Source organism: Bacillus sp. FSL R10-2780, assembly GCF_038006125.1.
Taxonomy (GTDB): domain Bacteria; phylum Bacillota; class Bacilli; order Bacillales; family Bacillaceae_G; genus Bacillus_A; species Bacillus_A cereus_U.
In genome coordinates, this window is the sequence record NZ_JBBOUQ010000001.1 from 216262 (window position 1) to 239085 (window position 22824).

Consider the following 22824-nt stretch of genomic DNA (forward strand, 5'->3'; position numbering starts at 1 on the left):
ATGGGAGTAGAAAAAATTAAAGCAGCGTTTGAAAATGGCAAGCAAGCATTTGTTCCGTACGTAATGGGCGGAGATGGTGGACTTGAAAAGTTAAAAGAAAGAATCCGCTTCTTAGATGAAGCAGGAGCAAGCATCGTTGAAATCGGTATTCCGTTTTCAGATCCAGTCGCAGACGGTCCAACTATTCAAAGAGCAGGAAAACGTGCGCTAGATAGCGGTGTAACATTAAAAGGGATTTTTCATGCATTAGCAGAAGTGAGGCAAGAAGTTCAAATTCCATTTGTACTCATGACATATTTAAATCCAGTACTAGCATTCGGAAAAGAACGTTTCATCGAGAGCTGTCTTGAAGCAGGTGTGGATGGCATTATCGTTCCAGACTTACCGTATGAAGAACAACATATTATTGCGCCGCTTCTACGTGAGGCGAAAATAGCTTTAATTCCACTCGTAACTGTAACGAGCCCAATTGAACGAATCAAGAAAATTACGAGTGAATCACAAGGATTCGTTTACGCCGTTACAGTAGCGGGCGTAACGGGAGTACGTCAAAACTTTAAGGACGAGATTCATAGTTACTTGGAAAAAGTAAAATCACACGTTCACTTACCAGTTGTTGCAGGGTTCGGTATTTCAACACGAGAGCAAATAGAAGAAATGATTACAATATGTGACGGTGTTGTCGTTGGAAGTAAAGTTATTGAGCTATTAGAAAATGAAAAGCACGAAGAAATATGTGAGTTAATACATGCAGTAAAAGAAACAGAAGAGGCATAAGTCTCTTCTGTTTCTTTTATGTGAAAAGTGTTAAAATATACAGAAAACACTTATAAATTAGAGGTGAGAAGGCATGCTAAGACGGAAACTATTATATCTTCTTTTAACCGTACCACTATACGCTTGGCTAATTAGCATGACGAAAATAGAATTACTAGCTCTGTTTCTAGGGTACTTATTCATCTTCTCTAACCTAAATCGGATTCAAGAGCAATCTATTTTCGAAGTATGTATATTTTCGGTTAGTATAGAACTATTTAGTATCGTTTCGATTGTATTATTAAATGAATTATTCCAATGGATCCATTCATTTGAATTAATAAAACTTGGGAATATTGTATTGCAAGTAATATGTGCTTATATTGTGTTTGTTGTGTTAGACAAAATAATCGGACAGCAGACGGTTTTTCAGGATAAAAGAAAATGGGATTGATTCAAAAAAAGAGCTGTTTGGCTCTTTTTTTAATCTGTTATAAAATTAATTGAAAATTACAATATCTGTTATATAATAGTTAAAAATTGCATTTTTTACGAAAAGAGATGATAGCATGTCCATATTGTTGGCACTTATCCCGATTATGATGATTTTTATTTGTTTATTTTTGTTTAAACAAACGTCATTAAGAGCCTCATTAATCTCTTATGCCGTTTCTGTCGGAATTGTTTTACTCTCGCCAACATTTCGGTTAGGGATAAGTGAAACTGTACACGCAACGATTAAAGGTTGGTTAATTTGTTTTATTGTTGGATACGTTTTGTTTTTTGGTATTTTTTTATTTCACCTCATGAACAAAATGGGATACATCGATCAAGTAGCGAGATTTCTAGAACAAGTCACGCGCGATCGATTATTACAAATGCTTCTTATGTGTTTTGGAATTTGTCCACTTATTGAATCAGTAAGTGGGTTCGGAATTGGTTTTATGGTCGCAGCACCTATTTTTCTTTCTCTCGGTTACAAACCTTTTCAAGCTGTACTACTTTCGTTTATCGGTTTACTTGCAAGTTCATGGGGCGCGATGGCAACGGGTACGATTATCGGTTCTCAGCTTATCAACATGCCGCTCACAATTCTTGGTACAAATACAGCATTATTAAGCATACCGATTTTCGCATACTTTATCATCCTTTCTTTATACGTTGTCGGTGGCTTTCAGGCAGTTATAGAAAAGTGGAAGGAAGGGATAGGATTCTTTCTATTATTTTCTCTCGGAATCTATCTTTCTAACGCATACGTAAGTGTTGAACTAGCAGGAATATTAAGTTCTATCGTTACAATTTCATTTGGCTTTTTAATCATTAAATTAAAAGGAAAAGGTGAGCAAAACCTTTTAACAGAACATGCGGCGGCTACGGAGAGAGAAGTATCGATTATAAAAATTATTAGCCCTTATATTTTTTTAACGGTTTGTATTTTACTTTCTCGCCTCGTTCCAGCATTACATGATTTGCTCAGGTCATATGCAGTTCTCGATTTAAAATCATATTCTTACAAACTAGAGCTACTATATTCGCCAGGGTTTTGGCTCGCCATGACTTGTTTATTTACAATCATTTTCTTCCGCATTCCATCTAATGTTATTAAACAATCACTCTCGCAAACGATAAAACAATGGATTCCATTCGCAATTACAACGACAATGTTTATTGCGATTTCAGAGCTAATGGGGGCATCTGGTATGCATTCATTGCTCGCAAAGACAGCTGGTGAAACATTTGGCACCTTTTTCGTTTTCGTTGCTCCATTCATTGGCGGAATTGGCGGCTTTTTAACAGGTAGTAATGCAGGATCAAATGCGATGTTTATTAAACTCCAAATGCAAACAGCACAAAACGTAGCGCTCCCGTGGCAATACGTCACAACACTTCAAAACACCGCATCATCAGTAGCGACAATCGCTTGCCCATCACGGATTACACTTGGTGCTTATTTATGTAATATTCCGTATCGTGAAAACGAACTACTAAAGAAGACGACGTTAATGATTTTTGGTGCGGTGTTGCTTGTAGTAGTGGAAGTTTTCTTTTGGTATATATTGAGAAATTAAAAATCCTCCTAACATAGGAGGATTTTCTTTATGACTGGATAATGTTTTAAATATGAAAAGCTTCTACTAAATGAATAGGAGATGAAAGGTATGCCCTTAAAAAACTACGGTGTATTAAAAGGTACAGTTATACAATCTAAGATTGGAAAAGGCAAAACACCTCATTATCAAGTTCATTTACAAGGTGAAGCAGGAATAGATTATCGCATTGCAATTAACGTGAAATCGCAAAGTTATCCATCAGAAGTTTTATATTTTGCGAGCGACGATATTCGATCAGAGGCGATTCATATTTTACCGACATTACCGTTTGGTTTTACAGAAGTAAAAAACAATGAGCCGAAAGTAGCTTTAGACTACGTAAGAGGTAAGTTATTTGATTCGAAACAAATGATTCCTTTACCTGCTGAAAAAGCAGGAGTTGACAATGATTTAAATGAAAAAATAGAACGTTATATAAAACGAGCAATAGAAGAAAAAGCGACTATTTATGCGTTTGGTGAAAGGTGGGGACCAGAAGAAGAGGTTCCGGATTCGTATTTCCACTTTACACCTGGAAATGGTATACATGATATTCATATGAACCAAGGGAATGTAGAGAAATGGCAAGGTGATGATGGCAAATGGCAAGACGGTGGGATATTGATTCACTTTGAGAAGAAGGAAGAGTGGATTGGTATTTTTCTTGCCTTTCAGTCACAGTCATGGTGTACCGATGAAGAAGGGCATGCTCGTGTGCCGGTTGAGCATTGTGATTATAAGAGAAATAACTGATGAGAAGAGCTAGTTCAAAATGGACTAGCTCTTCTCATTGTATACAAGATATATAGTGATGAAATTATGTTTGTAATATTAAAAAATGGTGATAGGGTTATTGATTTTTATTCGTATTAGAAAGTAGGTACCCAATTAGCAGGACAAGGAGGTCTACCTTTGAAGATAACGGAAGAAAATGTTGTGCAACAAATTAAAAAGCGTAATGAGAAAAGCGTTACGTTTATTATTCAAACATACGGCGGTTTACTAAGCGTGATTATTAAAAGATATGTACAGAGTAATCAGCAAGATTATGAAGAATGCTTAGATGATGTATTATTAGCCATTTGGTTTCATATCGATTCATTTGATTCAAGTAAAAATACGTTTAAACAATGGATAGCAGCCATTGCTAAATATCGGGCAATTGATTATCAGCGGAAAAATGCGAGAAATCAGCAACAAACTGTCTGTACAGAGATTAATGATCGTCTGTATCAAGAACAAAGAAAACAAAATGACTTCTTAGACGTACAGGAATTGCTTAGTGAGTTGTCAGCAACAGAGCGTAACATTTTTGAAAAGTATTATTTAGAAGGTGTACCGTCTCGTGAAATTGCATCCCACCTTAATGTGAAAGAGTCATGGATTCATAACAAACTGTCACGCGGACGAAAAAAGCTCAAACAGATTTTTATTTTTAAAAATGGAGTGTGAGGGCATGTCTATTTATAAAGAGTTAAATGATATTCAGTTGGACATCACAGAGTTTGAGGAGACTCCCCTAACCAAAATAGAGGAAAAGCAGTGGGAAAAACGTGTGAAAAATAAGCTACGCAAAAATAAAAAAACAAAAAAATGGTTCGGAGTCGCAGCAGCTTGCATGTTAATTGTCAGTATTACAGTGCCACTTGGAAAAACATCTTTAGCAAATATGCCATTTATTGCGGGATTGATTGAAAAATATATTGATAAACAGCAACCACTTGACTATTCTCCCTATAAAACGGCTATTGGGAAAACTGCTGAAAATAAATACGGTAAACTGACGTTAAATGAGGTATTAGTGGATGACAATAAATTATTCATCAGTTCAACATTTGAGCCAGCGAAGGGTGTGAAATTTGATTATCAAACATATTTAATTCCACAGGTACGAATAAATGGGCGTGACTTTTCTAATACAAAGGATGCACAATCAATTGAAGTAAATGATTCTATGTTTACAATTTACGGTGGTATCGAGTTAAGTGAAATGCCACAAACTGATGAACTTCAAATCGAAATTACTTATGATACATTCAACAGGGATACTGTAATTGAGCAACCATGGATATTTGCTATTGAAGTATCACAAGCTCAGTTGATGAAAGAGAAGCGGACGTTTGATTTAAATGAAACAATTGCTTTATACGATGGCAATAAAGTAACTGTTAACAAAGTAGTTTCTACGCCGATTTCCACAACGATTTATTATGATGTGACACAAAGTACAAATGAAGATATTTATTTTAAAATCGAATCAGAATCTGGGGAAGCACATACATTTAAAGAGGTGGTTATATCGAATGAAGATGGCGGTATTTCTTTTAGTAGATTTGATGGAATAAATGTAGCGGTGGGAAAATATTCACTTGTACCGTATTCGGGGAAAGAAAACAAAAAAATTGGACCATCTATTCCGATTCAATAACTTATTAAAGCTGATAAATAATTATTTAAGGAGAGAAGAGGACGTTCACAACGAACGTCCTCCTCTTATTTTATAAAACCCAAAACTCACAAGTGTAGAAATACAAGAGAAAAGAAGCGCCACACTAGAAAACGCGATGAGATACATATTATACTTCATCATTTTTCCGATGAGTTGGTTACTGTCGTACTGAAACAGTCCTGCAATTATATTGAATAAAAATAACATGATAAACATGACGATAACACCGTCTATTGATCCTTTAATGTCTGGTTTACTTAAAGCAATATGTGCGGAAATACAAATAGCTATAAATAAAAATAACCAAAAAGAAGGGGTTAATAAATTGCTCATTGTAAACAAGCTCTTTAATAAAAAGAATGTTGATAAAAACATGTTTTGGATCATGTCTAAGTTAATAGAAGTCGATGCAATTGTTGTTTCAAGAGTCGTATTAAATAAAGAATATGACTCTGGTACGAAATAGCGCATTAAAAGGATTAAGGCAGTAATACCAGAAATAATAGGGCCGATGCCGATAAAGAAATTACCGATTCGTTGATATATGCTTTTTTGATTGTATTGATGTTGTACGTAACCTAAAGCTCCCTGACTTGTATCTGTTGGGAAGAACTGCGTTGCTACAATTTTATGACGAAATAATAGACACATAATTGCATGTCCAAGCTCATGAATAGGGACACCGATCCATGCAGTCAAAAGAAAGCCTTTCCTTCCGAAAGCTCTCGACCAATACGTTCGTGTGAGAGATTCTAAATAACCTAATATAAATCCAATTACAATGATGACACCAATTAAAGAAAATAATTGGATCACGCTTGTAAGGAGTGTTTGAAAAATCGAGTTTACAAATTCCACTGTCTTCATCCAATCTGTTAAAAATGTTAGTTGCTCTGTTTCATAATAACATTATTTTTCTATATTACTAGCACGCATAGTTTCGTTTAAAAGAAGGATTTCATATTCTTTTTCTTGTAGTCATGTTTTATGTACAAAGTCATATATTGAATTTGTAACACCCTATAAGGTATATGCTTAAGGAGGGATGAGAGAATGAAATGTACGGCGTGTCAAACAGAAAATGCAGCGGAAGCAAAGTTTTGCGGGAATTGTGGACATTCGTTATCGGAAGAAGTAGTAGTAAGTGGTGTGCAGGAAGAAGGGCAACTATCGAGCGCGGCACAAGTAAAGGAAACTCGTCCAAATGAAACGGTAGAGCAGGCGAAACAATTTGCAAGTGGCTATTTTCAGTTCTTTAAAAATGCTTTTAAATCACCATCGGCCATTATGGAAAGTGGAAATATTGAAGTGCGAAATGGAATTGTAAGTCTTGTGCTTATTTGCTTTTTAGGAGCATGTATTTTTTATAGAATGATGAGCACAGCGGCGACTGTTACGAGGACATTAGTGCCAGATGTATCTACTCCTACTTTCTTTGGAGAATCTGTAATGGTCTTTTTCTTTTTATTAATTTTAACTTTATTTGTCGGATTTATTATTTTTGTAAGTGGTAAGATGATGAAATCATCTTTTTCTTTTCTTGAAGCATTCGGCATATGGGGGACGATAGCGACGCCAGCTATTGCTATACTAGTTCTTTCTTTTCTTTTTAGTTTCTTATTAATCTTTTTCTTACCAATATTACTATGGATAGCTACAACGTATATGGTAATTAGTATAATTGTAGCTATATTAAAACTAGACAACGGCGGATTAGATCCTGTTTACACACTTATTATCGCAAATGTTTTAATCGGAATTGCAACGTTTATTGTGTTTTGGTCTTACATTAACACGATAATTCAAACCTTTACTGGGGGATTAACTGGCTTCTAACGAAAAGGTGGTTGAACGGATGAATGTATGCACAAAGTGCGGGACTCATTTTGAAGACGGTGTGCAATTTTGTCAAAATTGCGGGACGAAGAGGGGAAATCCTGTAGTAAAGAAGCAGAAAATGAGCAAAGGGACAATAATTGGAATTACACTTTTAACATTTTTTATTATAGTATTGGGCGGATTATATGCGTATGGATCTTCATATTACTCACAGTCATCACAAGTAGAGAGAATTATTACTGTTTTACAAGAGCGGGACGGGGAGAAATTAGCTGAGGTCATCACGGCAGATGATCCATCGGTTATTGTAACGAGAGAGAGTGTAACGCCTCTATTTTCATATATAAAAGAAAATCCATCTTACGTGAATGAATTGAAAGAATATTTGAGGCAAGGTGAAAAACAAGGGGATGGAATAGAAAGAGCAGATTTTTCTTTAACGAAAGACGGGAAGTATTTCGTTTTATTTGATCGGTATAAATTGAAAGCGAAGACGTATTATACGACTCTGCTTACAAATGAAAAAGGTACATCTTTAAAATTGAACGGAAAAGAAATTGATAAAACAAATGATAAAAAGTTTGACAAGCAATATGGACCGTTTCTTCCAGGAACTCAAGTATTTCAAGCAGAATATAAAAATGACTATGTAAAACTATTACGTGAGGAAAAGGTTGTACTTATGAAACAAAGTCAAAATAATGTAACGATAGACTTAACGTTACAAGGGCAATATATTACAGTTCAAACGAATGCGCCTGGTGCGACATTATACGTGAATCAAAAGCCAGTTACAGCGTTGACCGGAGAAGAAATTACGTGGGGACCGATAGCGACTGATGGAAGTGCGGCGATTTATTTAGAACGAAATGGAGAAAGCGGAAGGGAAACGACGAAAGTAGAAACGGTAACAGCACTTTCGGCTTATAATCTTCCGTTTCAAAAGAAAAGTGTAGAAAAAACAGTTGTTTACAATGTTACTCCGCCGCCTACGACGGGGTATGTATATAATGGTTTCATCTTCCCTGATAGTGATATTCGAAAATTAACGAGTGCGGACTTAACATATTTAACGAAAGAACAGTTGAAAATTGCTAGAAATGAAATATACGCAAGGCATGGACATATTTTTCAAACGAAAGATATGCAAGCGTATTTTTCAAAACAGTCTTGGTATAGAGAAAATCCGCATTTTACGGGAGCGTTAACGAGTGTGGAATCTTATAATGTTGAACTGATCCAATCAAGAGAATAGGGTGCATGATAAAAGGTACAGTGCATAACTGTACCCTTTTATGATTATTTAGCTGGACCAGGATCCCTTGAGAAAAAGATGTGAAAGAGGAATGTGACTTTACTTGCTCCTCCTGATGTACTAGCTTGCACATCAGATAAAGAACTGGACGTTAAAACACCTTCAGAATGAGGCGGTACGACTATTTTGAGGGCATCATCTGATTCTGATGATGCAGTAACTGTTATTGTATCATCAGATAAGTTTACAATTTTAACAGTACCAATTGGTAAGATGGACTTGCCAGCGTGTGATGCTGAAGCGAAGCGAGAGCCTTTCCAAATAGTTTGTGCGAAAGTCTCATCATTAGATAACCAAGCACGAGCACTATAAAGTGTTGCGTTAATGGAAAATTCTTGGTCAAGTGGCAAGGCGGCTTTCGGTTCTTTCGGTTCTTCTGGAAGCTGGGCGAGAAGGCCGGCGCACATGTATATTTCACCTACTTTCAATAGTAACTGTTATAGCATATTAAACATCTTGTTTATAAGACACGACGGATACCTATTCATGCATAGGTTTGTGCATCAAATTTGTAGATGGAATTCTCTTTCTTTACAATGGAAGTAGGTGTTATTTCTATAAAATATGGAAATCGTAAAGAGTATGTAAAAAAGAAGGAGTGGTAAAGTGAACTATGTCATTATTGGCGGAGATGCAGCAGGTATGAGTGCAGCAATGCAAATTGTTAGAAACGATGAAACTGCAAATGTTGTAACGTTAGAAAAAGGTGAAATCTATTCATACGCTCAGTGCGGATTACCGTATGTGATTAGTGGTGTTATCGCCTCTACTGAAAAGTTAATTGCACGCGATGTAAAAACGTTTCGTGATAAATATGGAATTGATGCGAAAGTGCGTCATGAAGTAACGAAAGTAGATACAGAAAAGAAAATTGTATATGCAGTACATACGAAGACGAAAGATGTATTTGAATTTTCATATGACCGTTTATTAATTGCGACTGGTGTACGCCCTGTTATGCCGGATTGGGAAGGTAAAGATTTACAAGGTGTTCATCTTTTAAAAACAATTCCGGATGCTGAGCGTATAGTAGACACATTACAAACAAATAGCGTTGAGCACGTAACGATTATTGGCGGTGGTGCGATTGGTCTAGAGATGGCAGAAACATTCGTCGAACTTGGTAAGAAAGTAAGAATGATTGAGCGAAACGATCACATTGGCACAATTTATGATGCCGATATGGCGGAATACATACATAAAGAAGCAGATAAACATAGTATTGAAATTTTAACAAATGAAAATGTAAAAGCTTTTAAAGGAAAAGAAAGAGTCGAACAAATTGAAACAGATAAAGGTACGTATAAAACAGATCTCGTTTTAGTATCTGTCGGTGTACAGTCAAATACTGATTTTCTTGAAGGGACAAATATACGTAAAAATCCTAAAGGTGCAATTGAAGTAAATGCTTATATGCAAACGAATGTACAAGACGTATATGCAGCAGGGGATTGTGCAACGCATTACCATGTAATAAAGGAAATGCATGACCATATCCCGCTTGGAACGACCGCAAATAAACAAGGGCGACTTGCTGGACTCAATATGGTTGATAAACGAAGAGCGTTTAAAGGTACGTTAGGTACAGGCATTATTAAATTTATGAATCTGACGCTTGCAAGAACAGGCTTAAATGAAAAAGAAGCGAAAGGGCTAAACATCCCGTATAAGACGGTCAAAGTAGATTCAACAAATATGGCGGGCTATTACCCGAGTGCTTCGCCACTTCACTTGAAATTACTATATCACGCCGATACGAAACAATTATTAGGCGGACAAGTAATTGGAGAAGAAGGTGTAGATAAACGTATTGATGTTATCGCAATGGCACTTTTCAATAAAATGAGCATTCACGATTTAGAAGATGTTGATTTAAGTTACGCACCACCATATAACAGCGTTTGGGATCCAATTCAACAAGCAGCAAGGCGAGCGGAATAGCACTTTTTAAGTGCTATTTTTTTCGTTAAAGGGGAATCATAATTTTTGTCGAATAAAAGGGCTGGGGAATAGTTACATATAGGGGAGGGGATTATTTTAAATGGTTGTAGCACTTCAAAGAGTTCAAGAATCAGAAAAAGAAATATTACGTAATTTATATGCATTATATCTTCATGACCTTTCTAAATTTACTGTTAACATAAAGATTGGAGCGGACGGGTTTTTTGAATATGAAGATTTGCACATGCTTTGGAAAAATGATGGAATCACACCGTGTTTTATAAAAATGGATCATAGTATTGTAGGGTTCTTATTACTACTGGAACGTCCATTTTTGAAGAAAGAAAACGACTTTGGCATTAATGATATTTTCATATTGAATCAATACAAGGGAAAAGGAATCGGCAAACAAGTTATTGAGAATTTACTAGAAGAGAAACGAGGACAGTATTTCGTTATCGAACTTATAAAAAACGTACCAGCTGTTACGTTTTGGAAGAAAGTATATAGAGAGCTAAACATTGAATTTGATGAACGAAAACAGCTAATTGATGGTGAAGAATGCCTCGTTCAGACGTTTAAAATATAATGAAATAGGTGCCCCTGATATATTACTTTGAAATTTAACTTTATTTCGAATATACCGTTCACCCTTGAAAACATAGTACGTATCGCTTATATTGTCATATAGTATTTATTTTTTAATAAAGCAATGAACGAACCAGGGGGCACAGTATGGCAATTAACATGAATACAATCGAAGAATGGATTGCTGAATCAAATGCAAGAAACGAAGAAGACTTAGGAAACGTTGTTGAAGAGATGAAAGAAGTCTGTGTCGGACTTGATAACGCGACATTAATTTATACGAAAAACGTATTTTGTTTCGGTAAGAAAGTAGAAGTATTGTTCTTCTTCCAAGATCACGTCGTTATCGGAGAAGAGAAGGAAGAGTATATTGAGATTGGAAAATTAAAGTATGATGATATTACAAATAGTAACTTAAAAACAAATGATAAAAATACAACGTTAGAATTAAAGTTTGCTAACGGAAAATCTATCAGTTTAGATAGTCTGAATGATAACTACGGCACGAAAAATTGGTTATTTGCAAGACAAATTAAGAGTATTTTTAAATTAATCTAGTAAAAAGCAGACCCCTAATGGTCTGCTTTTTTACTTATTTCCTATTACGCAAAGGCACCCTCTTTCTTCGTAACATTTCACGCTTGTAAATCCCGTCTTATAAAAAAGGTTTACTAATTCTTCGGTCGTCTTAAATTTATCCATATGATATTGAATTTTGAAAGTTTCAGCGACTAGTAAAAAGGATCCGTTCGGTTTTAAGACGCGAAATACTTCTTTCATATCATTCCCAACATCAGGCCAAAAGTAGTGGGTTTGAAAAGCGGTAATGAGATCAAAGAAGTCCGGATGATATGGAATAGAGGAGATGCTTGCTTGATGAATAATTACTTTCGCTGCTTTGACATCCTTCATATTTGCTTTCTTTGAGTTTTCAACAGCTTGATTGGAGTAGTCGATCCCGTATATTTTCCCAAGCGGAGTTCGTTTTGAAAGAGTCTGTATGGTTTTACCACCCCCACAACCAATATCTAAAATAACTGCATCTTCACGTATATGTATTTTTTGTAAAGCCCAATTTGTTAGTCTCGTATGCGCAGCATTCATAATGCAAAGCATAGAGGAACCAATTGTCCCGCGAGGATTTTTCGCTTGTTTGATTAAACGTTGTAAAATGCCCAATTTAAACGCTCCTTTTATGTAAGAATATATACTTATTTCGCTTTTAATAATTTAACACCTCTAAAAAAAGCACGCCGTCTACCGGCGTGCTTCTAATTATGCAAGGACCCTTTTAGCCAATTCCGCGCTCGATACGCCCCAACCGGAATTTGGATGAGTGAAGTTTCATTTCCGGCATCAATCCCGTACAATTGATCGCATGAATTTGTATCAAAACTTAGTAACGGATGCCCGCCCATCCCCATAGCGGTCGCAGCTAAAACGAGTTTATGAACGAGCATGCCAGCTTCCATTTGATGAATGCGATATCCTCTATAGCCTAATTTATTTTTATAGTAATCTTTATTTCCGATTACATGTAGACAAAGTGGTACTTGAAAAAGATTCACGTTATCCATCGTCATACTAGATTGAAGCGGATAACGAAGGTCTCCGTACCGAATTGGCTGTATGGAATGTGTCCTACTGTTATAAGCGTAAGCGCCGTTTTCTATGTCTTTTACGTTATAAAAACATCCATATAATGAGACTCGTGCGCTTTCATTTAAAGAATTTCCATCAAGATCGTTGTAATAAGGGAAGGAGAGGCTCGCTGCTTGGAGTAGAGTAGCGAGCTCGGCTGCATCCCATTTCGTTAAAATAAAGTCAGAATCAGGTGAATATCGTTTTTTACAAAGTTGTAAAAAATCATATGATAAACGTTCCACTTTAGGTAGCTTTACAGCATGTGGACTATATTGTTGTCGTTCTTCACAGGTAAATGTTTGGAAGTGTTCTGTCGATTCAATCATAGATGCCGCGTTTATTTTTTTTATCATCGGATAGTCATCTACATGTTTTGAGCGAACGAAATGCTCATGTGTTAACGGCGGGATTTGCTGCAGTAAGTTATGAGAAGTAACTGTTTTATTTTCACGATGATCGTTGTGAAACCAATCTGTATTCGGTTCTGTACTTAAAGGAATAACAGCATACACACTTTCTTCACCTTCAGACAGTCCAAGTAAATGATTCATTGCCCGGTCTAGAAACTGAAAATATACACCATTTGTATAACCGAATTGTTTTGCACATTCAAGTAATTGACCGATGAGCACACCGCTATCTAATCCTTGCAGACGATACGAAAAGTTATTGTATTTAAAGAAGTTTTTCCAAAACATAGTGGATACGAATGCAGCACCAAAACAAGAATGTATGTTGCAACGATTGCCGAGTGCTTCTGTAAGATAAGAATCGAAATTTCCTTCGCGAAGTAAGATGAGACGATGATGAGCGGCGTCGTAATGGTAAATGCCGTCTGGATAATGATCAATTTTTAAATACATATATAATTCATTTGGATATAAAGCGCCTCCAGAAGGGATGAATCTTCGAAATAGAGTCGTTGTTTTATTATTTTCTAGGTTAGTAGTAGGCTGACAGAATTGTGTTAAACCAAATGAGTACCAAAGATAATGACCGATTTCCTCTAAGTTAGGTTTAGTAGAAGAACTCCGCAAAGTTAATGGGATTTCTAAAGAGAGAGGGATGACTGGTAAATTTCGATATAATTTATAAGGAAGTGGTGCGTCTTCCCAATCAATCTCTTTATCAGACGACATAATTTCATTAATAGAAAAATGGAGATGATGTAAAAAAGTATCCAGTTGCATCAAATTTCCCCCTCGCTATGAATTATGGAAACGGATGCGGGTGTGGATTTAACTTTTCATTCGTTAAAGGCTCAGCTCTATATCCAAGTGTCATCGGTACGGTATAGACTCTATCCAGTCCTGTAACCCGAGTGAGATGGTGACCGAACGTCATCGGTAACATGCCTGGAATAATGACTTTTACACAATGTAAGCCGTTCTTTTCTATAAGGCGGACCGTTTGATCTACAACGATTACTTCAAGTCTAGATTGATGTAGCCGGTTTAAAAGTTGATGAAGATCAGATGTTAAATCCATATCAAATGATTGTAATACATTCATTTCTTGGAACGTTTGCACCGGAGCATCTTCACGTAAAAGGAAGTGAAGACGTTCTTCCGCTTCTTTCAATCCGTACAGCATACTATGATCTTCCATTTTATTAACGAGGTAGGGATCTTGTAAGCAGTTTTCGTAATACTCTCTTTTTTGATCGAGCTCTTCGTCTGCTATAAGTAACATGCCTGCTATTTCGTGAATTGCACTCTTTAGAGCGCGGATTGGGTCTAAATGAGAGCCTCCTGCACAAACAACGTTCATTCCATTTTCACGCGTATTTTTTGCAATGACCCATAGGCTCGGGATACCGTGTTCCATCGTTGCATTAAAAGCATGTAATTCATACCCGGTAATCGTGTGTAACCGCTGGATCATTAATTGTAATTCTGTATCATTTGCTGAACTGAGATCAAGGCGGGGAAGAGGTAATTCGGCATACCAAGTGAGTAAGAAGGCATCACGTTCTACAATTTCTAAAATGCCATGAAAAATTGCCTCTTCTAAACTACCGCCAATGGCACATCCATTTGATGTTTCATATACGAAAGCATCTCTATGACCAAGGCTATAATAAGCGATTGATTCTGGAACTAGAAGTGGTCGGTTTTGTAATAAAGAATATCCCCATACCCAGTTTTGCTCATAATCAGGATCAAACGGTTTAAACGGAAAGGTATCACGATTATAGTGTCCATTTGTATGTACACCAAGTGTGAGGGGATTCAGTGCAATATCTTCTAGCTCACGAAAACTGCCATGTACATTTGTTTTTTTTCCACGAGGCGACATACCGCAATAGCGTTCTAATCCTTCTAAAATAGCGGTTGCTTCACTAAGTGCGAATGACTGAGTCCGGCCCGCGACACCTTCATTTCCAAACAGTAACGGCATGTTTATAATAACATCAGCAAACGGTAATAAAGAATGTTGCATTTTTCCGTTTAAAATACCAGTCCGGTAATCTAAATAGTCTCTCGTTAAAAATGTGTTTAGCTCATGAATCGAACGGCAGCGATACGCTTCGTTGCTCGTTTTTAAACTCGGTTGTAAAGAAAGTTCTGCTGCATCCGCTGTATCATCAGACAAATTGCTACATACCGGACAGAGAGGGTCTGGAAGAAACGAATGCCGGGTACATTGTAACGTTTGTAAGTCCAGTAAAATGAGTTCATTGTTTATAGAAGAATGTTTGTTAGTTAATATCTTTTCTGTTTCAGCATGAATGAGCTGGCACATTTGTAACATTCCATTTTGGGTGGCGCGTACATCACGCCTCGTCACGTTATCTGCTTTTAACGCATATTTCCGTTGTAGTTCCCACATTTCTTTTTGATCAAATCCAGCTATAAACCGGCGTCCATCAGCGCAGTGGGAACATCCAGTTGTAAGAGGCTTCACGTAAGGACCGATAATACCTTCACCAAACGAAGTAAATGCGCGAAGCCATGGAATATGATTTGAGCGAAAGATAAGCTCAGCATCATGGTGTACGGAAGAAGGAGACCCGTCATGTAAGACGAGAGCAAGATGAATGTTTTCAGGAAGAGCTTCTGTAATTGTATGCTGGCGGATGAGTGAATATTGCTTACACAATTGCTCATGTACATAGTCTGTGAGTAGGCCATCTCCTATAAGTAATATGTTTTGAGTCATTGGTCATCCTCCTTTGCAATTAATACCCCATATACACCGTCTAAGTTATCTCTTAAAAATGACTCAATAGCTAAATCAAAAACGAATGGATAAAAATTGTTTTCCGCTAAATTTTGCAAGGCAACTTGTAAAGACTGTACGCCTGGAATTTCTTCCTCTTCTTGTATTGCTACTCTAACAGAATCCGTACTATATAAAACAATGGATGATTCCGGTAACATATTAGCTTTATAAGGAATCTCTTCATTTTGAATATGAAGGAGTGCTTGTTGCAGGGCATTTCTTAACGCGAGTGTTATATTAATATTTGCCGCACCATACCATCTATCATTAATACCGATCCAAACGACAGGAAAACCAAGTAATTCCTCACTCATTCCTACTTTAGGTATTTCATGAATTGCAGAGAGAGCATCGTAATAAAACCTACAATGTTTATCATGAATTTCGGTTAAATCAAGCTCTGTAATCTCTTCTAGCATATGTGATTGGCGTTCACATAACTTATTATTTAAATGTTTTTGTAGTGCTCGGTATACACCTTCTGTCATCGTTTCCCCAGCACCAATACCGATATCAGTATGTTCGGGGATAAGACGATGAATCATTTCAGCTACATATGTTTCAACTCCTGTTAAACCAGCTTCGCGGCGTGCTTCATTATGAGTTAATCCACCGCAAGTTATAGTAGGAAGGGGAGAGGTAGGTCCATCTGATAATGGGTTTGCAACTTGAATATAGCACTGTGATAAAGGCAATTGGTGTAAATCTTGTTCATCCCACATGTGGAATATGCCAGCTTCTTTAGAAGTTAACGTATCAAAAAAACGAAAAAGTTCAGTTGAAGTATATTGTCCGGAACGATGGGCAAGGTTTTCTTGAAGATTTTGCACTGTGTCAATTGTAAAAATTTCATCGGTTGCGAGAAGATGTTTTACGAAAGGGTGCCACTTCCCTTCAAGTGTTTCCAAGTTTAATAAAAAGAATTGAGGATTATGCTGCCTGTGTGAACCTTCAGCGACATGTTTAAATAACTCAAAAACGATAACATTTGCTAACATTGCAGATGCAATTGGTGAGAAAGGTTCAGGTGGATTTTCACTTTGTAAAGTAGTTTCGTGTAGACGATGCCAAGCTGATTCCCAGCATTCTTCACGGTCTGCGGTTACGACGGGTCCAGCTAAACCAATTCTTGATAAGCAAATAGCTGGTATGAAATTTTTCCTAAACTCTCTACAAATAGTATGGATTGCTCTTAAACTTTCAATATCTCCATTTTGGGAAACGTATAAAATCCAGTCGAAAGGCTCGAATACTTCATGCAAAGGGCGATCAATTGCAATATCTATTTCTTGAATAAGTACATTGTCATCATTTGCATATGCACGTTCGCTTAGTTCATGAATTCGATCGTAGTTTGTTTCAGCGCGATCTGTAACAAGATAATGAAATGTAGGTAAACCAGATTCTAATAAAGAAGAAACTAGGGAAGTAAGCATATCGCCAGAACCAATTATAAGCACATTTGCTGCGCGGTACGTTTCGAATTTTAAAGCGCCTGAATGGGAATCAGCTTCTAAAAACTCAATTTGCGAAGCGTATCTGTCGAGTAATGCACTGTTTAATTCGTGGGGAGCATCTTGGCTTACATCACGAACGAAACCATTTTCATATAAAATCTCTCCAATTTCAAATACTCGATTTTGATAGGGGAGAGGGAGACCATCGGTTATTTCTGTCAAAGAATGATTACCGTTAAACATAGGCATTAATTTCTCAATCCAGTCATAAATTCCATCACCATCCATACGGAATGAACTGGAGTTATTTCGAAAGTAAACACCCCCGTTTGAATCGGGGAGGAAGAAAGTATCCTTATTTGCTTTAAGCTTTGCATGAGCTGGAAGGTTATTCATTTTTATCCCCCTTACGCTTTAGGCATACATTATTAGTCTATGTGGTGTGATTTGTCCCGTATGAATACAATAAAAAAAGGCTGTAGAATGTTTCATTCTACAGCCTTTAATAGATTAATAATCTATCAACCTTCTAATAATAATGATTTTGGATCTTCAAGCATATCTTTAACAGCAACAAGGAAGCTAACTGCTTCTTTACCATCAACAATACGGTGATCGTAAGATAGTGCAAGGTACATCATCGGACGGTTTTCCATACGCTCGTTATCGATCGCAACTGGACGTACTTGGATTTTATGCATTCCTAGAATACCTACTTGTGGGCTATTTAGGATTGGTGTAGACATTAGAGAACCGAATACACCACCGTTTGTAATCGTAAATGTACCACCTTGTAGCTCTTTTAATGAAAGTTTATTATCGCGTGCTTTCAGACCTAAATTACGAATCTCGCTTTCAATTTCAGCGAAGTTCAATTGGTTAGCATCGCGTACAACTGGAACAACTAATCCATCTGGAGCTGCTACTGCAATACCGATATCATAGAATTTTTTAATGATAAGCTCGTCGCCTTGAATTTCAGCATTTAATAATGGGAATTGTTTTAATGCTGCAACAACTGCTTTTGTGAAGAATGACATAAAGCCAAGACGTACATCATGTTTTTTCTCGAAAGCATCTTTGCGTTCTTTACGTAATTCCATGATTGCACTCATATCAACTTCGTTAAATGTAGTTAACATTGCAGATGTTTGTTGAACTTCTACAAGACGTTTTGCAATTGTTTGACGGCGGCGGGACATTTTCACACGCTCAACTGGTTTTTCGAATTCAGTTTTTGCAACTGGAGCCGGACTTTGTTTTGGAGCAGCTGGTGTTTCTTTTGGAGCTGCAGCGTGAGCTTGTACATCATGTGGTCTCACACGTCCAAGTAGATCTGTACTACGTACGTCGTTTAAGTCGATTCCTAATTCACGAGCCATTTTGCGAGCAGCTGGTGATGCGATAGGACGATTTGTATTTGGTAAACCTTGCAATGCTTTATTTTGTTCAGCACTTGTAGCTGCTGCTTTCGGTGCTTCAGTAGTTTCTTGTTTTGGTTGCTCATTAGCTGGAGCAGGTGTACTTACTGCAACTGCTGCGCCGTTTGCGTCTAAAATTGCGATAGTAGCGCCAACTTCAACTGTATCTCCAGGTTCGCCTAGTAACTTCGATACAATACCTGAATCTTCTGCAATGATTTCTACATTGACTTTGTCAGTCTCAAGCTCAACAACGCTGCCACCTTTCTCAACTTTGTCGCCTACGTTGATAAGCCATTGTGAAATAGTTCCTTCTGAAATAGATTCTGCAAGCTCAGGTACTTTAATTTCGATCATTTTAAATGTCCTCCCCTTATTTGCCTAACGGTGTGTTTTGTCTTCTTTAATCTTCGGTAATCTCCATTTGTTAGCCCGGCTGTGGCAGACTATCTGCCACAGCCGAGCCTGAAAAAATCATTGTTACTTTCAGTTGCTAAAAACTTCAATTTCTTGTTTATCTTGACGGAAGTTGTACTTCACATCTAAAGCGTGTGCAACGATTAATTCTTGCTCAGCTTTGTGAGCGAATGGATCGCCACCAGATGGGCTAGAACGATCCGGGCGTCCAATGTAACCTGTTTTCACTTTATCCCCAGCTAGTTCAAACAGAATTGGAGCCATGTAATGCCAAGCGCCCATATTACGAGGTTCTTCTTGAACCCAAATGATTTCTTCTAAGTTTTTAAAGCGTTTAATAATAGATTGAACTTTTTCAGCAGGGAATGGGTACAACTGCTCGATACGAACCATATGAACTTCATCTAAGTTGTACTCATGCTTACCACTTTCGATTTCTGCTGCTAAGTCAATTGCCATTTTACCTGTACTTAAAACAAGGCGTTTTACTTTGTTTGGTTTTGCACCAAGGTTTCCTTGTTCTAAAGCAGGTTGGAAACGTCCTTCACTTAACTCACTACCTGTAGAAAGTGTAAGTGGGTGACGTAATAAGCTTTTCGGCGTCATAATTACTAATGGTCGAACAGCCTCTGTTCCTAAGATAGATGCTTGACGGCGCAAGATATGGAAGTATTGTGCCGCGCTCGTTAAGTTTGCAACTGTCCAGTTGTTCTCCGCAGCTAATTGTAAGAAACGTTCTGGACGTGCACTAGAATGCTCCGGTCCTTGACCTTCATAACCGTGTGGTAATAGAAGAACTAGACCTGATTTTTGACCCCATTTCGCTCTTCCTGCTGAAACATATTGATCAAATAATGCTTGCGCAGTATTTGAGAAGTCACCATATTGCGCTTCCCACATCACAAGAGTTTCTGGAGCGAATACGTTGTAACCATATTCGTAACCAACAACAGCAGCTTCTGATAACGGACTGTTATGAACAGAGAATGATGCGTTAATGTTCGGTAAGCGATGTAATGGTGAATATGTTTCGTTTGTATCAGTATCGTGTAATACGATATGACGATGCGCAAATGTACCACGCTGTGAATCTTGACCAGTTAAACGAATTGGCGTACCTTCTTGTAAAATAGAAGCGAATGCTAACGATTCAGCAAGTGCCCATTCAATTTTACCGTTTTCTTCAAGAGCATCTTTACGGCGCTCAAGAATTTTCTTCACTTTTGGATATACGTTAAAGCCTTCAGGCCAAGATAATAGTCCTTCATTAATTGCACGAAGTGAGTCAATTGAAACACCAGTGTCAATCGGTTGAATTCCTTTTGCAACAACTTCTGGAACTTTAACGTGAATTGTTGCAGCACTCGTATCAGCTGGTGGCACTTGTGCGTATTCAGCCTTTAATTCCTCTTGTATAAACTGAGTAATTGTTTCAACCTCATCTGCATTCAGAACGCCAGCAGATTGTAATTGATCTGCATAAATTGCTCTTACAGTTGGGTGGTTTTTAATTTTTTTGTACACTTGTGGTTGCGTAACTGCTGGATCATCCATTTCGTTATGACCATATCGGCGGTAACCGATTAAATCGATTAAGAAGTCCTTTTTGAACAGCGTACGATATTGGATCGCAAGGTTTGCAGCAGCAAGACAAGCTTCCGGATCATCAGCATTCACGTGAACAATCGGAATATCGAAACCTTTTGCAAGGTCGCTTGAATATTTAGTAGAACGAGAATCATAGCTATCAGTCGTAAAGCCGACTGCATTATTTGCGATAACATGAATAGTTCCGCCAGTTTGGTATGCATTCAATCTACTTAAGTTCAATGTTTCAGACACAACACCTTGACCAGGGAATGCAGCATCACCATGAACTAAAATTACGAATGATTTTGTAGTATCTTGTTCTGGAAGACCAGATTTTTTACGATTCTCTTGAGCTGCGCGTGCGAAACCTTCAACAACAGGGTTAACGAACTCAAGATGACTCGGATTATTTGCTAATGTAACACGGGTGCTAACTTCTTCATTACCAACGACTTGTTCTCTACCTAAATGGTATTTTACGTCGCCAGTCCAGCCAGCATTTGTCTTTACACCTTCTATTTTTGCATGTTTGAACTCAGCAAACATGTGACCATATGGCTTTTCTAATACGTGAGCGAGTACGCTTAGACGACCACGGTGAGCCATACCAATCATGACATCTTCAACGCCGCCTTTAGCACCTTCTGAAACAATTTCATCTAGTACAGGTACAAGCATATCAACGCCCTCTATTGAGAAACGTTTTTGACCAACGAATGTTTTATGCAAGAATTGCTCGAAACCTTCAACAGCAGTTAAACGTTTTAAAAGAGCAGTTCGTTTTTTATTTGATAATGGTTGACGCAATGAATTTGATTCCACCATTTGATGCAACCACGCGCGTTCTTCACTATCTTGTATATGTGAGAATTCATAAGCTAAAGATTTTGTATAAACGTCTTTTAATCTATGAATTACATCAAGTGCAGTGTGAATACCCTCTGGTGCATCTTGCCATACTGTTTTTGCTGGAATCGCTTTCAAATCAGCATCGCTCAGTTCGTTCATTGCTTTTTCGATAAGAGATTGTCCGTTTGCAGCATCTTCCATGGGGTTGATGTGAGCCAACGTATGCCCGAAAGAACGAATTTGTTCAACAAGTTGAACGACTTTAAGAATTTTTTCAATGTTACCTGTGTTTTGAGGAGAAAAATGTGTTGCTGTGTTGTCCCCTGTTACGACATCATCTTGAAACGAAGGAGCTCCAAAAATTTCAAAAAGCTCTTGTAATTCCGGATCAACAGAACCTGCTCCAGTTACGTAAAGATCATACTGTTCAATAACATAACCAAGGTTCGGACCATGGAACTTGGCCCAAGGGTTTGTCGTTGTATTCTTCCTCGTCATTTGTTTAAACCTCCCAATGCATATAATCCTTTTCCTATACAAAAGGTGCATTTTGCTCTTTTTCAATAATTGATGAACTAATAATTAATGTAAATGTTATCTTTACTCTTATGTTATTACAATAATTTACATAATACCAAACACTATTACTTATCTGTTTTGTAAAAAAACATTCACAATTACTTATCACCCAAGTTAATCTTTCATGTTATAAAGTAATTTTACAGAAAAATGGGGTGGATATATTTGGTATACCTACATTAATAACTATAATTGTTGAATTTAAATATAAGTATAACTATCAGAATGTTTCGATAAAATTTAGTTCGAATTATGTATATTGAAATAATAAGCGCTTTCATTGATATTATACAACAATACAACGGAATATAGTATAAAAAATAAAAAATTATGAATTTACCATAAACTTTATATCGATAGTGTTAAATATTGAAAGGAAAATGAAGGATTTCTACAAAAAAAGTGGCTATACATAAAAAATGCTTCATAAACCGTTAGTTTCTATAAATATGGCGAAAAACAACGTAAAAACAATAGCGCACATCACCCAATAAGGAGAAGAATGAAATATTTTAAAAGAAAAAAACAAATATGGAGATATTAAATTCTCACAAAAACGGGGAGGAGATATAGTAACGGCTATATACATTGTTCCATGTTTCATTTCAAAATAGACGTGCTGAATTTGAAAAAGTTTCTTCTATATAAATAGAGTGAAAAATAA

General features: G+C 37.0%; 19 protein-coding genes. 11 read left to right on the forward strand and 8 right to left on the reverse strand.

The features are described 5' to 3' along the window. The 6 genes from trpA (at position 1) to NSQ47_RS01165 (ending at position 5274) form a co-directional block, all read left to right on the forward strand. Complete coding sequence (gene trpA, locus NSQ47_RS01140; protein WP_341035866.1) at positions 1 to 777, forward strand: tryptophan synthase subunit alpha; 777 nt, start codon at positions 1 to 3, stop codon at positions 775 to 777. A 73-nt stretch (positions 778 to 850) separates the two neighbouring features. Then, positions 851 to 1210 carry a DUF4029 domain-containing protein gene (locus NSQ47_RS01145; protein ID WP_078173297.1) on the forward strand — a complete coding sequence of 120 codons (360 nt, stop codon included), beginning with the start codon at positions 851 to 853 and terminating at the stop codon, positions 1208 to 1210. A gap of 115 nt (positions 1211 to 1325) precedes the next feature. Beyond that, positions 1326 to 2825 carry an L-lactate permease gene (locus NSQ47_RS01150; RefSeq protein ID WP_341035869.1) on the forward strand — a complete coding sequence of 500 codons (1500 nt, stop codon included), beginning with the start codon at positions 1326 to 1328 and terminating at the stop codon, positions 2823 to 2825. A gap of 90 nt (positions 2826 to 2915) precedes the next feature. After that, positions 2916 to 3599, forward strand: coding sequence for a YukJ family protein (locus NSQ47_RS01155; RefSeq protein WP_341035870.1), 684 nt, complete (start codon positions 2916 to 2918; stop codon positions 3597 to 3599). A gap of 159 nt (positions 3600 to 3758) precedes the next feature. Next, entirely contained in the window at positions 3759 to 4298 is a 540-nt protein-coding gene (locus NSQ47_RS01160; protein WP_002202739.1) for a sigma-70 family RNA polymerase sigma factor, read from the forward strand. Between the two features lie 4 nt (positions 4299 to 4302). Then, a complete protein-coding gene (locus NSQ47_RS01165; RefSeq protein WP_341035872.1) occupies positions 4303 to 5274 on the forward strand; it encodes a DUF4179 domain-containing protein in 972 nt (323 codons plus the stop codon). A 45-nt stretch (positions 5275 to 5319) separates the two neighbouring features. On the opposite strand, the gene NSQ47_RS01170 is transcribed toward NSQ47_RS01165, so the two are convergent. Beyond that, positions 5320 to 6153 (reverse strand): hypothetical protein, encoded by an 834-nt coding sequence (locus NSQ47_RS01170; RefSeq protein WP_002158837.1) that lies wholly within the window; start codon positions 6151 to 6153, stop codon positions 5320 to 5322. Between the two features lie 195 nt (positions 6154 to 6348). On the opposite strand from NSQ47_RS01170, the gene NSQ47_RS01175 reads away from it, so the two are divergent. Together NSQ47_RS01175 and NSQ47_RS01180 are read left to right on the forward strand one after the other, a co-directional pair. Next, positions 6349 to 7131 (forward strand): zinc ribbon domain-containing protein, encoded by a 783-nt coding sequence (locus NSQ47_RS01175; protein ID WP_341035874.1) that lies wholly within the window; start codon positions 6349 to 6351, stop codon positions 7129 to 7131. A gap of 19 nt (positions 7132 to 7150) precedes the next feature. Beyond that, on the forward strand, positions 7151 to 8389 hold the full coding sequence (locus NSQ47_RS01180) for a TcaA 3rd/4th domain-containing protein (RefSeq protein ID WP_341035875.1): 1239 nt from the start codon (positions 7151 to 7153) through the stop codon (positions 8387 to 8389). Positions 8390 to 8433: 44 nt separating this feature from the next. Here the strand turns inward: NSQ47_RS01180 and NSQ47_RS01185 are convergent, their stop codons facing one another. Then, positions 8434 to 8856, reverse strand: a complete 423-nt coding sequence (locus NSQ47_RS01185) for a hypothetical protein (RefSeq protein WP_341035878.1) — start codon at positions 8854 to 8856, stop codon at positions 8434 to 8436. 199 nt (positions 8857 to 9055) lie between these two features. Here NSQ47_RS01185 and NSQ47_RS01190 point away from each other — a divergent pair, with 199 nt between their 5' ends. From NSQ47_RS01190 to NSQ47_RS01200, 3 genes are all read left to right on the forward strand, one after another. Next, on the forward strand, positions 9056 to 10390 hold the full coding sequence (locus tag NSQ47_RS01190; protein ID WP_215572554.1) for an FAD-dependent oxidoreductase: 1335 nt from the start codon (positions 9056 to 9058) through the stop codon (positions 10388 to 10390). Between the two features lie 100 nt (positions 10391 to 10490). Continuing rightward, positions 10491 to 10979, forward strand: coding sequence for a GNAT family N-acetyltransferase (locus NSQ47_RS01195; protein WP_002158831.1), 489 nt, complete (start codon positions 10491 to 10493; stop codon positions 10977 to 10979). A 146-nt stretch (positions 10980 to 11125) separates the two neighbouring features. Further along, positions 11126 to 11536: a DUF3908 family protein gene (locus NSQ47_RS01200; RefSeq protein WP_128282197.1), complete on the forward strand. Its 411-nt coding sequence runs from the start codon at positions 11126 to 11128 to the stop codon at positions 11534 to 11536. Positions 11537 to 11566: 30 nt separating this feature from the next. Here NSQ47_RS01200 and NSQ47_RS01205 read toward each other — a convergent pair whose 3' ends face one another. The 6 genes from NSQ47_RS01205 to odhA all read right to left on the reverse strand — a co-directional run bounded on the left by NSQ47_RS01205 (position 11567) and on the right by odhA (position 22079). Beyond that, a complete protein-coding gene (locus NSQ47_RS01205) occupies positions 11567 to 12157 on the reverse strand; it encodes a class I SAM-dependent methyltransferase (protein ID WP_341035883.1) in 591 nt (196 codons plus the stop codon). Positions 12158 to 12249: 92 nt separating this feature from the next. Continuing rightward, the gene (locus NSQ47_RS01210; protein ID WP_341035885.1) at positions 12250 to 13812 is read right to left on the reverse strand and encodes a SagB family peptide dehydrogenase; all 1563 of its coding nucleotides are present in this window, start codon (positions 13810 to 13812) and stop codon (positions 12250 to 12252) included. A gap of 22 nt (positions 13813 to 13834) precedes the next feature. After that, positions 13835 to 15784 (reverse strand): TOMM precursor leader peptide-binding protein, encoded by a 1950-nt coding sequence (locus tag NSQ47_RS01215; RefSeq protein ID WP_341035887.1) that lies wholly within the window; start codon positions 15782 to 15784, stop codon positions 13835 to 13837. Then, positions 15781 to 17700 (reverse strand): putative thiazole-containing bacteriocin maturation protein, encoded by a 1920-nt coding sequence (locus NSQ47_RS01220; protein ID WP_341035889.1) that lies wholly within the window; start codon positions 17698 to 17700, stop codon positions 15781 to 15783. The genes NSQ47_RS01215 and NSQ47_RS01220 overlap by 4 nt, the downstream gene beginning before the upstream one ends. Positions 17701 to 17825: 125 nt before the next feature. Further along, complete coding sequence (gene odhB / locus NSQ47_RS01225) at positions 17826 to 19082, reverse strand: 2-oxoglutarate dehydrogenase complex dihydrolipoyllysine-residue succinyltransferase (protein ID WP_341035890.1); 1257 nt, start codon at positions 19080 to 19082, stop codon at positions 17826 to 17828. A 129-nt stretch (positions 19083 to 19211) separates the two neighbouring features. Further along, positions 19212 to 22079: a 2-oxoglutarate dehydrogenase E1 component gene (gene odhA, locus NSQ47_RS01230; protein WP_341035892.1), complete on the reverse strand. Its 2868-nt coding sequence runs from the start codon at positions 22077 to 22079 to the stop codon at positions 19212 to 19214. Between the last annotated feature and the right edge of the window lie 745 nt (positions 22080 to 22824).